At 71.5% G+C, this 13,798-nt stretch carries 15 protein-coding genes and 1 pseudogene; 6 read left to right on the top strand and 10 right to left on the bottom strand.

Annotated elements, in window-relative coordinates:
* A pseudogene (locus B9S57_RS35245) lies at positions 1-171 on the bottom strand (sigma-70 family RNA polymerase sigma factor); the annotation flags it as partial.
* 105 nt (positions 172-276) lie between these two features.
* Positions 277-1,440 (bottom strand): glycerophosphodiester phosphodiesterase, encoded by a 1,164-nt coding sequence (locus B9S57_RS07785; protein ID WP_103514794.1) that lies wholly within the window; start codon positions 1,438-1,440, stop codon positions 277-279.
* 232 nt (positions 1,441-1,672) lie between these two features.
* Here B9S57_RS07785 and B9S57_RS07790 point away from each other — a divergent pair, with 232 nt between their 5' ends.
* Positions 1,673-2,344 (top strand): 1-acyl-sn-glycerol-3-phosphate acyltransferase, encoded by a 672-nt coding sequence (locus B9S57_RS07790; protein WP_103514795.1) that lies wholly within the window; start codon positions 1,673-1,675, stop codon positions 2,342-2,344.
* Positions 2,345-2,392: 48 nt separating this feature from the next.
* On the opposite strand, the gene B9S57_RS07795 is transcribed toward B9S57_RS07790, so the two are convergent.
* A complete protein-coding gene (locus B9S57_RS07795; protein ID WP_103514796.1) occupies positions 2,393-3,940 on the bottom strand; it encodes an MFS transporter in 1,548 nt (515 codons plus the stop codon).
* Positions 3,937-4,488, bottom strand: a complete 552-nt coding sequence (locus B9S57_RS07800) for a TetR/AcrR family transcriptional regulator (RefSeq protein ID WP_103514797.1) — start codon at positions 4,486-4,488, stop codon at positions 3,937-3,939. The genes B9S57_RS07795 and B9S57_RS07800 overlap by 4 nt, the downstream gene beginning before the upstream one ends.
* 279 nt (positions 4,489-4,767) lie before the next feature.
* Here B9S57_RS07800 and B9S57_RS34020 point away from each other — a divergent pair, with 279 nt between their 5' ends.
* On the top strand, positions 4,768-4,917 hold the full coding sequence (locus B9S57_RS34020) for a carboxylesterase family protein (RefSeq protein ID WP_107499018.1): 150 nt from the start codon (positions 4,768-4,770) through the stop codon (positions 4,915-4,917).
* 165 nt (positions 4,918-5,082) lie between these two features.
* A complete protein-coding gene (locus tag B9S57_RS07805) occupies positions 5,083-5,583 on the top strand; it encodes a hypothetical protein (protein ID WP_103514798.1) in 501 nt (166 codons plus the stop codon).
* 46 nt (positions 5,584-5,629) lie between these two features.
* Here the strand turns inward: B9S57_RS07805 and B9S57_RS07810 are convergent, their stop codons facing one another.
* Both B9S57_RS07810 and argH read right to left on the bottom strand, forming a co-directional pair.
* Positions 5,630-6,601, bottom strand: coding sequence for an aldo/keto reductase (locus tag B9S57_RS07810; RefSeq protein WP_103514799.1), 972 nt, complete (start codon positions 6,599-6,601; stop codon positions 5,630-5,632).
* Positions 6,602-6,668: 67 nt separating this feature from the next.
* The gene (gene argH / locus B9S57_RS07815; protein ID WP_103514800.1) at positions 6,669-8,102 is read right to left on the bottom strand and encodes an argininosuccinate lyase; all 1,434 of its coding nucleotides are present in this window, start codon (positions 8,100-8,102) and stop codon (positions 6,669-6,671) included.
* Between the two features lie 182 nt (positions 8,103-8,284).
* On the opposite strand from argH, the gene B9S57_RS07820 reads away from it, so the two are divergent.
* From B9S57_RS07820 to B9S57_RS07830, 3 genes are all read left to right on the top strand, one after another.
* Positions 8,285-8,485 (top strand): hypothetical protein, encoded by a 201-nt coding sequence (locus B9S57_RS07820; RefSeq protein WP_103514801.1) that lies wholly within the window; start codon positions 8,285-8,287, stop codon positions 8,483-8,485.
* 41 nt (positions 8,486-8,526) lie between these two features.
* A complete protein-coding gene (locus tag B9S57_RS07825; RefSeq protein ID WP_103514802.1) occupies positions 8,527-9,126 on the top strand; it encodes a pyridoxamine 5'-phosphate oxidase family protein in 600 nt (199 codons plus the stop codon).
* Positions 9,127-9,190: 64 nt separating this feature from the next.
* Positions 9,191-9,892 carry a L,D-transpeptidase gene (locus B9S57_RS07830; protein ID WP_103514803.1) on the top strand — a complete coding sequence of 234 codons (702 nt, stop codon included), beginning with the start codon at positions 9,191-9,193 and terminating at the stop codon, positions 9,890-9,892.
* On the opposite strand, the gene B9S57_RS07835 is transcribed toward B9S57_RS07830, so the two are convergent.
* From B9S57_RS07835 to argJ, 4 genes are read right to left on the bottom strand one after another with little or no spacing between them, the layout of a single operon-like run.
* Positions 9,886-10,431 (bottom strand): arginine repressor, encoded by a 546-nt coding sequence (locus B9S57_RS07835; RefSeq protein WP_103514804.1) that lies wholly within the window; start codon positions 10,429-10,431, stop codon positions 9,886-9,888. The genes B9S57_RS07830 and B9S57_RS07835 overlap by 7 nt on opposite strands.
* Before the next feature lie 25 nt (positions 10,432-10,456).
* Positions 10,457-11,653, bottom strand: coding sequence for an acetylornithine transaminase (locus B9S57_RS07840; RefSeq protein WP_103514805.1), 1,197 nt, complete (start codon positions 11,651-11,653; stop codon positions 10,457-10,459).
* Complete coding sequence (gene argB / locus B9S57_RS07845; protein ID WP_103514806.1) at positions 11,650-12,576, bottom strand: acetylglutamate kinase; 927 nt, start codon at positions 12,574-12,576, stop codon at positions 11,650-11,652. The genes B9S57_RS07840 and argB overlap by 4 nt, the downstream gene beginning before the upstream one ends.
* On the bottom strand, positions 12,573-13,727 hold the full coding sequence (gene argJ, locus B9S57_RS07850; RefSeq protein WP_103514807.1) for a bifunctional glutamate N-acetyltransferase/amino-acid acetyltransferase ArgJ: 1,155 nt from the start codon (positions 13,725-13,727) through the stop codon (positions 12,573-12,575). The genes argB and argJ overlap by 4 nt, the downstream gene beginning before the upstream one ends.
* Positions 13,728-13,798: the final 71 nt, after the last annotated feature.

Below are 13,798 nucleotides of genomic sequence, written 5' to 3' on the forward strand. Positions count from 1 at the left end.
CAGCAGCCTGAGCCACACCGCCTGTTCCAGGTCCGCGGCCTCGGTGCCCGCGGCCTGGGCCTCGGCCGCCGCCTCCGCGCGCACGAGCGCGCGCAGGGCCAGGACGACGGCTCGCCCGCGGTCGGCCGAAGCCTCCGGGAGGGCCGCCGGAACATGATCAAGAAGTGTCATGCCTCGTCAACGCTCCCCGTGCGCCGCCGGTTGCCGCACACGGGGAGCTCCACCCGACCGGGGCATGCCGGCCGGGCGGCTGACGCGCCCGCCCGGTTCCCTACGTCAGTCCCGGGCGAAGTCCGCGGCCGCGAGCAGGGCGGTGTCCGGGTTGTCGGAGAAGATCCCGTCGATGCCCGCCTCGAAGTACACCCGCAGAGCGCCGAACGAGTCGCCGTACGCGTTCGGGTCGGTGCCGCGCCGGAACTCCGCCGGCAGGAAGGTGTTCTCGTTGCGCAGTGTGTACGGGTGCAGGACCAGTCCCCGCGCGTGCGCGTCCGCGACCAGGGTGGTGGGGGTGGTGAGCCGTCCCGCACCGTCCTTGGGGATGACCAGGTCCAGGGTGGGGCCGATGCCCTGGGCGAACGAGGCGATCCACTTCAGCCCGGCGGGCGTCACCAGGTCGGCGACGGTACGGGGATCGCCGGCCTCCACGAAGTCCCAGGGCCGCTCCTTCGGCCCGGACAGCAGGACGACACGGGGCGTGGAGACGAGCTTCGACAGCCTCTGCATCGAGCTCGGCTCGAAGGACTGGAGGATCAGCGGCGAGTTCGCCCGGTGCCGGCCGTGGCGGCGCAGCAGCTTCGCGAGCGGCTCCTCCAGGGAGAGCCCCAGCCCCCTGAAGTAGGAGGGGTGCTTGGTCTCGACGTAGAGCCAGACGGGCCGTCCACGCCTGCGGCCCTCCGTCTCGGCCCAGCGCAGGACCTCCTCGAAGGTGGGGATCTCCCAGCGTCCGTCGTACAGCGTGTTCTCCTGGCGGTTGCCGGGAATGCGCTCCTTCGCCCGGAGGGTCTTCAGCTCGGCGAGGGTGAAGTCCTCGGTGAACCAGCCGGTGAGCGGGACGCCGTCGACCTTCTTGGTGGCCTTGCGGCTCGCGAATTCGGGGTGGTCGGCGACGTCCGTGGTGCCGGTGATGTCGTTCTCGTGCCGGCAGACCAGATGGCCGTCCTTCGTCGGCACGAGGTCCTGCTCGACGATGTGGGCGCCCATGTCCAGCGCGAGCTGGTACGAGCCGAGGGTGTGCTCGGGGCGGTAGCCGCTGGCACCGCGGTGGCCGATGACGGTCGGCACGGGCAGGTCCCGGTAGGAGCCGCTCCCCGCGCCCCGGCCGTCGGGGGCGCCACGCCCGGCGGCGTGCGCCGTTCCGGGGATTCCGAGGGCCGCCGTGCCGAGGACGGCCGCCCCCAGGAGGGTCCGCCGACCGGGTGCAGTCTGCGCGCGCTCTGTCATGAATGCTCCTCGCGTGTGATGTCCGGCACCTTCGGGGGAGGATTGATCGTAGGCAGCTACGCCATCGGTGGGGCGGCCCGTGGACGAACATGGCGGAAACACACGTCAACACTGCGTATCGGCTCGGTGAACCCGATGTGCGCAGAGGCGGTACCCGCGAGTATCGTCCTCACCTGCACAGACCCTCGCGAATTCCCGCACCGGCCGCCCGGCCACGACACCGGAGGAAGCGTTGTCCCGACTCACGGTCATCAAGGCAGTGCTCGGACCGATCCTGCGCCTGCTCTTCCGGCCCCAGGTGGAAGGCGTCGAGAACATCCCGGGGACCGGGCCGGTGATCCTCGCGGGCAACCACCTGACGTTCATCGACTCGATGATCATGCCGATCTGCTGCGACCGGCCGGTGTTCTACATCGGTAAGGACGAGTACGTCACCGGCAAGGGGCTCAAGGGCCGGCTGATGGCCTGGTTCTTCACCGGCTGCGGCATGATCCCGGTGGACCGGGACGGCGGACGCGGCGGTGTCGCGGCGCTCATGACGGGCCGGCGGATCCTGGAGGAGGGCCACGCCTTCGCCATCTACCCGGAGGGCACCCGCTCCCCCGACGGCAGGCTCTACCGGGGACGCACCGGGATCGCGCGGCTGACCCTGATGACCGGTGCGCCGGTGGTGCCGTTCGCGATGATCGGCACCGACAAGCTGCAGCCCGGCGGCGCCGGACTGCCCCGCCCGGGCAAGGTCACGGTCCGCTTCGGCGAGCCGATGGAGTTCTCCCGCTACGAGGGCATGGACCGCGACCGGTACGTCCTGCGGGCGGTGACGGACTCGGTCATGGCCGAGGTCATGCGGCTGTCCGGCCAGGAGTACGTCGACATGTACGCCACGAAGGCCAAGGCCGCCTGAGCCGTACAAATGCTTCCGAGTGGCCCGGCGCGATGCGCGCCGGGCCACTCACTCGTCCGGGATGATGCCGTCCTCGAGCTCCTGGTCACGCAGCAGGAACCACGCCGCCACCGCCGTCGCGAGCAGCACCACGGCGCCGACCGCCGCTGACACCCGGAGCCCGTTGACGAAGGCCTCCTGCGCCGCGACGACGAGCTCGCTCCCCTGCTGTGAGGGAAGGCGCTCGGCGGTCTCCACGGCCCCGCCGAGCGATTCGTGGGCGGCCGCGGCAGCGGACGCCGGGATGCCCTCGGGTGTCCCGAACCCCTTGTAGACCCCGGTGACGATGGAGCCGAGCAGGGCGATGCCGAGGGCCGCGCCGAGCTCGTAGGCCGTCTCGGACACCGCGGACGCCGACCCCGCCTGCTCCTTGGGGACGCTGGAGAGGATCACGTCGGAGGTGACGGTGAAGGCGAATCCCGCGCCGACACCCACCACCAGGAGCAGGACACCGATCAGCGGATAGCCGGTCTCCTTGTGGATCACCGTGACCGTCGCGAGCGACACGCCGATGGCGCCGAGCCCGACGGCGACCACGGAACGCACGGAGTAGTGGCGTGCCACCCTCCCGGCCAGCAGCCCGGCGGTCACCGCGCCGACGGCGGCGGGAAGTTCGGCGAGCCCGGCCTCCAGGGGGCCCCGGCCCTGGACCAGCTGCAGGAACTGGGAGAGGAAGAAGACGATGCCGGAGAGGCCGAGGATGGTCAGGAGGTCGGCCAGGACCGCGCCGGAGAACCCCCGGTGGTGGAAGAGCCGCATGTCGAGCAGCGGGGCGGGGAGCTTCAGCTGACGGCGCACGAACCAGGTGAGCGCCAGCACCCCGCCCACGGCGGCAGCGACGTTCTCCCAGCTCACACCGTGTGCGGCCGCCTCCTTGATGGCGTACACGACGCCGATCATGCCGACCAGGGAGAGCCCCACGCTGAGCAGGTCCCAGGGGCCGGGCGCCGGGTTCTTGGACTCGGGGATCATCTTGACGCCGACAGCGACGAGGACCGCCATCACGGGCAGGTTGATCAAAAAGACGGAGCCCCACCAGAAGTGCTCCAGCAGCAGCCCGCCCACGACGGGGCCGACGGCGGCACCCGCCGAGGCCATGGCGCCCCAGATACCGACGGCGAGGCTGCGTTCGCGCGGGTCGTGGAAGAGGTTGCGGATCAGGGCGAGCGTGGACGGCATCAGGGTGGCGCCCGCGACGCCGAGCAGTGCCCTGGCCACGATCATCATCTCGGGGCTGGAGGCGTAGGCGTTGAGCACGGACACCGCCCCGAAGGCGGTGGCCCCGGTCAGCAGCAGTTTCTTGCGGCCGATGCGGTCACCGAGGCTGCCCATGGAGACGAGGAGCCCGGCGATCACGAAGGAGTAGACGTCTCCGATCCAGAGCAGCTGGGTGCCGGTCGGCTCCAGGTCCTCGCTGAGGAACGGGGTCGCCAGTCCGAGGACCGTCGCGTCGACGGCGACCAGCAGCACGGCGAGGACGAGGACGGCGAGGGCGATCCATCGGCCCGGATGGTGCGGGTCGCCCGTGACGCCCGCCCGCTGAGAGGTGCTGCTCATTTCTCCACGCTCCGGCGTGCTCCGCCGAGGAGCAACTCGACGATCATGTAGGGGAAGTCCTGTGCGGCGACCCTGCCGGTCTGCACGGACCACGCACAGCTCCCGATCAGGCCGTACAGCGCCTCGGTGAGCCAGGCCGGGGTGAGGTCGATCCGGAATTCGCCGCGTTCCTGGCCGCGGCGGAAGAAGGCGGAGACCCGCGTGTCGAGCCGGCTCCACCCCTCGTTGACGTCGTCGCCCTCGAAGAGCTGGTTCTCGGTGACGAGGAAGGACAACAGCCCCGCACTCGGCTCGACCGCGGCGATGAGCCGCCGCAGCCCGTCCTCGGCGCCGCCCTCGTCGAGCCCGGCCGCGTCCAGGGCTGCCTCGAACTCCCTGATCCCGAGGTCTTCCAACGCTCCGACCAGGGCGTCCCGCCCGGCGAAGTGCCGGTGGAGGGTGGCGCGGCCGATGCCGGCGGCCCGGGCGACCTCGTCCATGGTCGCCGTGGATTTTCGGGTGAGCAGGGCGGCGGCGCTCCGCAGCACCTGCTCGCGATCGAGAGTCATGAGACGACATTAACTCAACTGAGACGACAACGTCTCATCTCTCATGATCCACCATCGATCACGAGAGGCCAGCTCCTCCCCGACCGCCGATCACCGACCGCCGATCACCGACCGCCGATCACCGTGGGGCAGCATCCAACACATTCTATCACCGTGTGTAATCAAACGACAGCTCTGGGTATGTGCGCCCCACCGCGCGCGACGCCCGGTGCGACGCCTGACGGGTGGTCGCCCGGCACCCCGATGGCCGGTCCATGGCCACCGACCCCAAGGAGACAGATGTCCGGACAGAGCACGGTCGAGGTCGCGGCGGCATACGGCTCGGTGTCGGGGACCATGGCGGACGGCATCGCCCGCTTCCTCGGAATGCCCTACGACCGCGCCCCGATCGGTGAGCCGCGTTTCGCCGCTCCCCTGCCGCGCCCATGACAACACCGCGACCCACCGGGTACTCGACGACCCGCGCGGGACCGAGCGCGAACTGTGGGACGGCAGCCTCGGCACGGACTGACAGCAGGCCGGCGAAGGGCCGAGGAGTCGGCACACGGCCGCCGCCACCCTCCCCGGACGGGCGGGCCGGGGCACCATGGCGTCATGAAGCCGCTGCTGCTGATCGACATCGACGGTCCGCTGAACCCCTACGCGGCCCTGGCCCGCAGCCCCCTCCCTGAGGGATACACCCTCCACAGGATGCGGCCGACGGGGTGGAAGGAGGGGACCCCGCTGCCCGTCCTGCTCAGCCCCGCACACGGCGACGAGCTGCTGGCCCTCGCCGAGTGGTACGAGCTCGTCTGGGCGACCACCTGGAAGGACGAGGCCAACGAGTGGGTCGGCCCGCGCATCGGGCTGCCCCCGTTGCCGTACATCGACTGGCCCGCGATGCACACCCTCCGGCAGGACGGGACGTACTGGAAGACGCGCTACGTCGTCGACTACGCGGACGGGAGGCCGTTCGCCTGGGTCGACGACGAGATCTCGGAGCGCGACAGGTCCTGGGTCGCCGCGCACCACCCGGGGCAGGCCCTGCTGCGGCGGGTCGACCCCTGGGTGGGCCTGGTGCGCGAGGACTTCGAGGTGCTCGCCGCCTGGGTGTGAGCACGCCGACGGCCCTGGGCGTGAGCACGGCGAGGACCGGGCTCGCTCAGCTCCAGGGCAGTGAGGCGCGGTGGCGCCAGTACGCCTCCGGCTCCTCCACCAGGGCGGCCAGCCGGTCCAGCCGGCCCGGGTCGAGGTCGAGCAGCGGCGCGTGCAGATTGGCCGACAGCTGGGCGACGGTGGCGGCACCGGACAGGACGACTCCGGCCCACGGCTGGTGCAGCCCGAGCGCCAGGGCCACGGCGTCCGCTTCCAGCCCGGCTTCGGCGCCGATCTCCCGGACGACGGCGGGGGCCTCGGTCCCGGCGAGCCGGCCGTTGGCCATGGCCTCCTTGACGATGACGGTGAGCCCCGCGTCGTGGGCCTCGGCGAGCGCGGGTCCGGCGGAGGTCTCCAGGGCGTTGTAGGTGGCCTGGACGGTGCGGAAGAGCGGCTCACCGTCCACGGTCACGGAGAGGGCGGCCCGGACGGCGTCGGCCTGGGCGGGACCGCTCGTGGAGAAGCCGATCGTGGTGCCTCCGGCGGCGAGTTCCGCGAGACGGGCGTGCAGGTCCTTGTCGCCGAGCGCCGGGCTGTCGGCGGTCACCGAGTGGATCTGGTAGAGATCGAGCCGGTCGCCGAGCAGTCCGGCGCTCTCCGCGCGCTGGCGTTCGAAGGCGGCGAGACCGTGGTCCTTGACCTCGTGCGCCTCGGCGTCGAGGCGCCAGTCACCGGTGTACGTGTAGCCCCATTTGCTGCCGACGACCACGTCCGTCACCTCGGGGCGGGCGATGAGCCACTCGGCGAGGAACTCCTCGGCCCGGCCGTAGGAGCGGGCGGCGTCGACGTAGCGCACGCCCTGGGCGTAGGCCGCGTCCAGGAGTTCATGGGTGCGGCTGCGTAGCGCGTCCACCCCCCGGTCCCCCGGCAGATCCCGGTCTCGGTGGGGTGTGATGTACGCGGGCCTGCCGACGGCGGCCAGGCCGAGCCCGATGTGCGAGGTCGGGGTGGTCGCTCGGTTGAGGCGGGCGAAGGGCATCGCGGGCTCCTCTGGGTCGGTCGTTCCGAACGCCTTCCCGTCAACGTAGCCCGCGATGCCCCCCGAATCATCCGCGGGCGGTCGCCCAGGCGTGCTGCGTCACCAGGTCGGCCTTCACCTCGGCCAGCTGGACGGCGACGGCCGAGGGGGCCGTCCCGCCGCGCCCGTCACGGGAGGCGAGCGCGCCGGGCACGTCGAGGACCGTGCGCACCTCGGGGGTGAGGTGCTCGGAGATCTTCGCGAACTGCTCGTCGGTCAGCTCGTCGAGCTCGATGCCCTGCTGCTCGCACACCTTCACGCACTCGCCCGCGACTTCGTGCGCCACCCGGAACGGGACCCCCTGCTTGACCAGCCACTCGGCAACGTCCGTGGCGAGCGAGAAGCCGGCCGGGGCCAGTTCCTCCATGCGCTCCCGGTTGACGGTGAGGGTGGCCATCATCCCGGTGAAGGCGGGCAGCAGGATCTCCAGCTGGTCGCAGGAGTCGAAGACCGGCTCCTTGTCCTCCTGGAGGTCGCGGTTGTACGCGAGCGGGAGGGCCTTCAGGGTCGCCATCAGCCCGGTCAGGTTCCCGATGAGGCGTCCCGACTTGCCGCGGGCCAGCTCGGCGATGTCCGGGTTCTTCTTCTGCGGCATGATCGAGGAGCCGGTGGAGAAGGCGTCGTGGAGGGTGACGAAGGAGAACTCCTTCGTGTTCCAGATGATGATCTCCTCGGCGATGCGGGAGAGGTTGACGCCGATCATCGCGGTGACGAAGGCGAACTCGGCGACGAAGTCGCGGGACGCGGTGCCGTCGATGGAGTTGGCGACGGAACCACGTTCGAAGCCGAGGTCCGCCGCGACGGCCTCGGGGTCGAGCCCGAGGGACGAACCGGCCAGCGCACCGGAGCCGTACGGGGACACCGCGGTCCGCTCGTCCCACTGCCTCAGCCGCTCCGCGTCCCGGGACAGGGGCTGCACGTGCGCCAGGACGTGGTGGGCGAAGAGGACGGGCTGCGCGTGCTGGAGGTGGGTGCGGCCGGGCATGGCCACGTCCGGGTGCGCCTCGGCCAGCCCCACCAGTGCGTCCTGGAGCTCGGCGATCAGCCCGCCGATGATCCGGGCGTGGTCGCGCAGGTACATGCGGAAGAGCGTGGCGACCTGGTCGTTGCGGGACCTGCCGGCCCGCAGCTTGCCGCCGAGGTCGGGGCCGAGGCGCTCCAGGAGGCCGCGCTCCAGGGCGGTGTGGACGTCCTCGTCGGCGATGGTGCCGGTGAAGGAGCCGTCGGCCACGGCACCTTCGAGCGAGTCCAGCCCCTCGATCATCCGGGCCAGTTCGTCGTCGGTGAGGAGCCCCGCCTTGTTCAGGACGCGCGCGTGGGCACGGGAGCCGGCGATGTCGTACGGCGCGAGCCGCCAGTCGAAGTGGACGGACGCGGACAGCTTGGCCAGCGCCTCGGCCGGACCGTCGGCGAAACGGCCGCCCCAGAGGCGTACGTCGCTGTTTCCGGTGCCGTTGCTCACTGCGTGCTCCTCGGGAGTGCAAGGGGTGTGCGTCCGCCTCACGGCGCGATCACGAATGGCATAACTATGCGATGGTCTGCATGCTTTGTCAAAGTTGCTGGTCGGGGCGGCGAAACGGCTGCTCCAGGGCGCGCCTGCGCCCCTACGATCGGCGCTCGACACAGGCATCACCCGGGGGACGGATGGACGGCGGAGACGAGCCTGCCAGGCGCCTGGGCCTGGGGGTCCCGCTGGGCGAGGCCCTGGACACCACCGGCCCGGCGGCCTGGATCGCGCTCGCCCCACCGGCCGGCCTCGTCCTGCTGCCGGCCCGCCGCGACCGGGGCGGCTTCGCCCTCACCGTGCTCGACCGCACCCGGGCACGCGGACTGCCCGGACTGTGAAACGTCCGTCACCGCGCGACCGTTCGAACGACAATGCCCTCATGGGAAAGACACACGAACGCATCGACGGCCGGCTCCGGACCTTCATCGAGGAGCAGCCGCTCTTCTTCACCGCCACCTCACCCCTGGACGGCGACGGCACCATCAACCTCTCGCCCAAGGGGGTGAGCGGGTCGTTCGCCGTGATCGACGAACGGACCGTGGCCTACCTCGACTTCGCCGGCAGCAATGCGGAGACCGTGGCCCACCTCCGGGAGAACGGGCGCATCACTCTGATGTGGTGCGCCTTCCAGGGACCCCCCAACATCGTCCGCGTGCACGGACGCGGTGAGCCTGTCTTCCGCGACGACCCGCGCTTCACCGGCCTTCTCGGCCACTTCCCCGGGGTGGACCCGACCCCCCACGGACTGCGCGCGATCATCGTGGTGACCGCCGAACTGATCCGGGACACCTGTGGTTACGCGGTGCCGTTCATGTCGTACGACGAGGACCGCTCCCTGCACGCCGACCGGTTCCGGCGCGAGGACGACGAGAGCCTCAGCGGCTACTTCGAGAAGAAGTCCGACATCGCGACCAGCATCGACGGTCTGCCGGGGCTCCCGCTGCCCCTGCCCCCGCTGCCCTCGTCGGCAGCGGGGTGAGGCGCTGGGCCGTACGGAGCAGGCGCGGTGGGGGCGTTCCGCGGCGCCCCGTACGGTCCGGAGCATGCGCAGATTCCTGGTGACCGCCTCGGTCCTGCTGGCACTGGCCGGTTCACTCGCGGCGCGGCCCGCGGAGCCGTCCCCCCTTCCGGAGCAGCTGGCCGACACTGGTGGAGGTACGCAGCTGATCACCGCCGAGGCCCCCGGCACGGACTCCACGACCGGCACGGTCACCTGGTGGGACCGGCGCGGGGGCGAATGGGTGGCCGCGGGCACCGCGCCCGCGCGCTTCGGGGCGAACGGCCTGACCGAGGGCGCCACCCGGAGCCAGGGCACGAACACGACGCCCACCGGTCTCTACGACCTGCTCTACGCCTTCGGGACCTCGGCCGCCCCGCCCGGGACCCGCTACCCTTACCGGCGGATCGGCCAGGAGTCGTGGTGGTGCCAGGACAACGCGTCCTCGGCCTACAACCGCTGGGTGGAGCCGAGGCCGGCCGACTGCCGGGCGGAGGAGTCGGAGCACCTCGTCGCCTACGCCACCCAGTACGCCCGGGCGCTCGTCGTCGGCTTCAACTACCACCGGCCGGTGCGGGGCAGGGGCGCCGGGATCTTCCTCCACGTCGACGGCAAGGGCGCGACCGCCGGCTGTGTGTCCGTGCCGGCGGCCGCCATGGACCGGATCCTCGCCTGGGCCGATCCGGGCCGCCGTCCCCACATCGCGGTCGGGACGGCCTCCGGCCCCACCGCGATCACCCGCTACTGACGGCCGCGGTCGTTCTGGGCCAGCCGCAGGAGGTGGTCGGCCAGGGCCTGGCCGCCGTTCGGGTCACGGCTGATCAGCATCAGCGTGTCGTCCCCGGCGATCGTGCCGAGGATCGCCCGGAGCTCGGCCTGGTCGATGGCCGAGGCGAGGAACTGCGCGGCGCCCGGAGGGGTACGCAGCACCACGAGGTTGGCCGAGGCCTCGGCCGAGATGAGCAGCTCGGCCGAGAGCCTGCGCATCCGCTCCTCCTTGGCCGACCCCCCGAGCGGCGCCTGCGGGGTGCGGAAACCGCCCTCGCTGGGCACCGCGTAGATGAGTTCGCCGCCGGTGTTGCGGATCTTCACCGCGCCGAGCTCGTCCAGGTCCCGGGAGAGCGTCGCCTGGGTGACGCTCAGCCCGTCGTCGGACAGGAGCCTGGCGAGCTGGCTCTGCGAGCGCACCGGCTGGCGGTTCAGGATGTCCACGATCCTGCGGTGGCGTGCCGTGCGGGTCTGCGGCACCGACGGCCCGCCCTGGTCGGTTTCCTGCGCCTCGGTCATCGTCGTCGCCTCATTCTCCGGATCGTCACTCCCCGGATCGTCCGTCCCCGTAAGCCGCGTCGAGAGCTCCCGGCAGAATCCGCAGGAACGCGTCCACCTCGGCGTCGCCGATGATCAGCGGCGGCATCAGCCGTACGACGTCGGGGGCGGGCGCGTTCACCAGGAGTCCGGCTCCCTGGGCCGCCTGCTGCACCTTCGGTGCGAGGGGCCCGGTGAGCACGATACCCAGCAGCAGTCCGGAGCCGCGGACGTGGGAGACCAGCGGGTGCCCGAGGCCCTCGACGCCTTCCCTGATCCGCTCGCCGAGCCGCTTGACGTTGTCCAGGGCGCCGTCGGCGGCGAGCGTGTCCAGCACGGCGAGACCGGCGGCACAGGCGACGGGGTTGCCTCCGAACGTCGTGCCGTGCTGACCGGGCTTCAGCAGGTCGGCGGCTTCGCCGAAGGCGACCGTGGCGCCGATCGGCAGTCCGCCGCCCAGCCCCTTGGCGAGGGTGACCAGGTCGGGCTCTACGCCCTGGTGGGCCTGGTACTCGAACCAGTGGCCGCAGCGGCCGATCCCGGTCTGCACCTCGTCCAGGACGAGCAGCGTCCCGGTGGCCCGCGTGATCTCCCGGGCCGCCTCCAGATAGCCCCTGGGCGGTACGACCACACCGATCTCGCCCTGCACCGGCTCGATGATGAGCAGCGCGGTCTCCGTCGTCACCGCGGCCCGGAGCGCCTCGATGTCGCCGTACGGCACGTGCGTGACGTCGCCGGGCAGCGGCAGGAAGGGGGTGCGCTTGGCCTGCTGCCCGGTCAGCGCGAGGCTGCCCATGGTCCGGCCGTGGAAGCCGCCGTCCGTGGCGACCATGTGCGTACGCCCCGTCAGCCGGCCGATCTTGATGGCGGCCTCGTTGGCCTCGGCACCGGAGTTGCAGAAGAAGACCCTGCCCGGCCGGCCGAAGAGCTGGAGCAGCCGTTCGGCGAGCTCGATGGGGGGCTCGGCGGTGTAGAGGTTGGAGACGTGGCCCAGCGAGGCGATCTGTGTGGAGACGGCCTCGACCACGGCGGGGTGGGCGTGGCCGAGCGCGTTGACCGCGATGCCGCCGACGAAGTCGAGGTACTCGGCCCCCTCGGCGTCCCAGACCCGGGCGCCGGCGCCACGCACCAGGGGCAGTTGCGGGGTGCCGTAGTTGTCCATCAGCGCACCCTGCCAGCGCTGTGCGAACTCCGCGTTGCTCATGACTTCCCCTCTGCGCCGGTCCGTGCGGCGGGCGTCGCGTCCGGCACGACCATGGTGCCGATTCCCTCGTCGGTGAAGATCTCCAGCAGGATCGAGTGCTGGACCCGGCCGTCGATGACACGGGCGGTCTCGACGCCGTTGCGTACGGCGTGGAGGCAGCCCTGCATCTTGGGCACCATGCCGCTGGAGAGGTCGGGCAGGAGTTTCTCCAGCTCGGAGGCGGTGAGGCGGCTGATGACGTCGTCGCTGTTCGGCCAGTCCTCGTAGAGGCCCTCGACGTCGGTGAGGACCATCAGGGTCTCGGCGTCCAGCGCGGCGGCGAGCGCGGCGGCGGCCGTGTCGGCGTTGACGTTGTAGACGTGGTTGTCCTCGGCGGAGCGGGCGATGGAGGAGACGACCGGGATCCGGCCGTCGTCCAGCAGCGCCTGGATGGCCCCGGTGTCTATGGCGGTGATCTCGCCGACCCTGCCGATGTCGACGGCCTCGCCGTCGATCACCGGGCGGTGCTGCGTGGCGGTGATGGTGTGGGCGTCCTCGCCGGTCATGCCGACGGCGAGCGGGCCGTGCTCGTTGAGCAGCCCGACGAGCTCGCGCTGGACCTGTCCGGCCAGCACCATGCGTACGACGTCCATGGCCTCGGGCGTGGTGACGCGCAGTCCGGCCTTGAATTCGCTGACCAGGCCCTGCTTGTCGAGCTGGGCGCTGATCTGCGGGCCTCCACCGTGCACGACGACGGGCTTGAGCCCGGCGTGCCGCAGGAAGACGACGTCCTGGGCGAAGGCGGCCTTCAGCTCCTCGTCGATCATGGCGTTGCCGCCGAACTTGATGACGACGGTCTTGCCGTGGTGCCGGGTGAGCCAGGGCAGGGCCTCGATGAGGATCTGTGCCTTGGGCAGCGCGGTGTGCTTCCTCGCGGCGCTCATGAGCTGTACGCGCTGTTCTCGTGGACGTACTCGGCGGTCAGGTCGTTGGCCCAGATCACGGCCGATTCGTCACCGGCGGAGAGGTCGGCGGTGATCCTCACCTCCCGGTAGCGCATGTCGACCAGGTCGCGGTCCTCGCCGACGCTGCCGTTCTTGCACACCCAGACGTCGTTGATGGCGACGTTCAGCCGGTCGGGCTCGAAGGCTGCCTGCGTGGTCCCGATCGCGGAGAGGACACGGCCCCAGTTGGGGTCCTCGCCGTGGATGGCGCACTTGAGGAGGTTGTTGCGGGCGATGCACCGCCCGACCTCGACGGCGTCGTCCTCGGTCGCCGCGTTGACCACCTCGATCCGGATGTCCTTGGAGGCGCCTTCGGCGTCGCCGATGAGCTGCCGGGCGAGAGCGGCGCAGACACTCTGCACGGCCTGGCCGAACTCGGTCTGCGCGGGGGTGATCCCGCTCGCCCCCGAGGCGAGCAGCAGCACGGTGTCGTTGGTCGACATGCAGCCGTCGGAGTCGACCCGGTCGAAGGTGGTGCGGGTGGCGGCGCGCAGCGCGGCGTCGAGCGCGGGCGCTTCGACGTCGGCATCGGTGGTGAGGACGACCAGCATGGTGGCGAGGCCGGGGGCGAGCATGCCCGCGCCCTTGGCCATGCCGCCGACGGTCCAGCCCTCGCCGCCCGCGACGGCGGTCTTGTGGACGGTGTCCGTGGTCTTGATCGCGAGGGCGGCCCTCTCGCCGCCGTGCTCGCTCAGGGCCTGTGCGGCCTTCTCGACGCCGGGCAGGAGCTTGTCCATGGGAAGGAGCAGGCCGATCAGTCCGGTCGAGGCGACCGCGATCTCGCCCGCGCTGTGCCCGTCCAGGACCTCGGCCGCCTTCTCGGCGGTGGCGTGGGTGTCCTGGAAGCCCTGGGGGCCCGTACAGGCGTTGGCTCCACCGGAGTTGAGGACGACGGCGGTCACCTCACCGCCCCTGAGCACCTGTTCCGACCAGAGGACGGGCGCGGCCTTGACGCGGTTGGAGGTGAAGACGCCCGCGGCGGCGCGGCGGGGCCCGTTGTTGACCACGAGGGCCAGGTCGGGGTTACCGCTCTCCTTGATCCCGGCGGCGATGCCCGCCGCCGTGAACCCCTTGGCTGCCGTGACGCTCACTGCATCTCCTCGTTCGCTTCTCCGCCCACGCAGCGCGGTGGCGCGGCTTCCGTCGTCCCCCACAGCCCGGA

It is taken from the genome of Streptomyces sp. SM10, assembly GCF_002910915.1.
In the GTDB taxonomy this organism is placed as follows: domain Bacteria; phylum Actinomycetota; class Actinomycetes; order Streptomycetales; family Streptomycetaceae; genus Streptomyces.

Coding starts and splice junctions, on each gene's coding strand:
- B9S57_RS07830 (WP_103514803.1), top strand. CDS start 9,191: ATGCGCAGATTCCTGGTGACCGCCTCGGTCCTGCTGGCACTGGCCGGT.
- B9S57_RS07785 (WP_103514794.1), bottom strand. CDS start 1,440: ATGACAGAGCGCGCGCAGACTGCACCCGGTCGGCGGACCCTCCTGGGG.
- argB (WP_103514806.1), bottom strand. CDS start 12,576: ATGAGCGCCGCGAGGAAGCACACCGCGCTGCCCAAGGCACAGATCCTC.
- B9S57_RS34020 (WP_107499018.1), top strand. CDS start 4,768: ATGTCCGGACAGAGCACGGTCGAGGTCGCGGCGGCATACGGCTCGGTG.
- B9S57_RS07800 (WP_103514797.1), bottom strand. CDS start 4,488: ATGACTCTCGATCGCGAGCAGGTGCTGCGGAGCGCCGCCGCCCTGCTC.
- B9S57_RS07805 (WP_103514798.1), top strand. CDS start 5,083: ATGAAGCCGCTGCTGCTGATCGACATCGACGGTCCGCTGAACCCCTAC.
- B9S57_RS07810 (WP_103514799.1), bottom strand. CDS start 6,601: ATGCCCTTCGCCCGCCTCAACCGAGCGACCACCCCGACCTCGCACATC.
- B9S57_RS07840 (WP_103514805.1), bottom strand. CDS start 11,653: ATGAGCAACGCGGAGTTCGCACAGCGCTGGCAGGGTGCGCTGATGGAC.
- B9S57_RS07820 (WP_103514801.1), top strand. CDS start 8,285: ATGGACGGCGGAGACGAGCCTGCCAGGCGCCTGGGCCTGGGGGTCCCG.
- B9S57_RS07835 (WP_103514804.1), bottom strand. CDS start 10,431: ATGACCGAGGCGCAGGAAACCGACCAGGGCGGGCCGTCGGTGCCGCAG.
- B9S57_RS07795 (WP_103514796.1), bottom strand. CDS start 3,940: ATGAGCAGCACCTCTCAGCGGGCGGGCGTCACGGGCGACCCGCACCAT.
- B9S57_RS07825 (WP_103514802.1), top strand. CDS start 8,527: ATGGGAAAGACACACGAACGCATCGACGGCCGGCTCCGGACCTTCATC.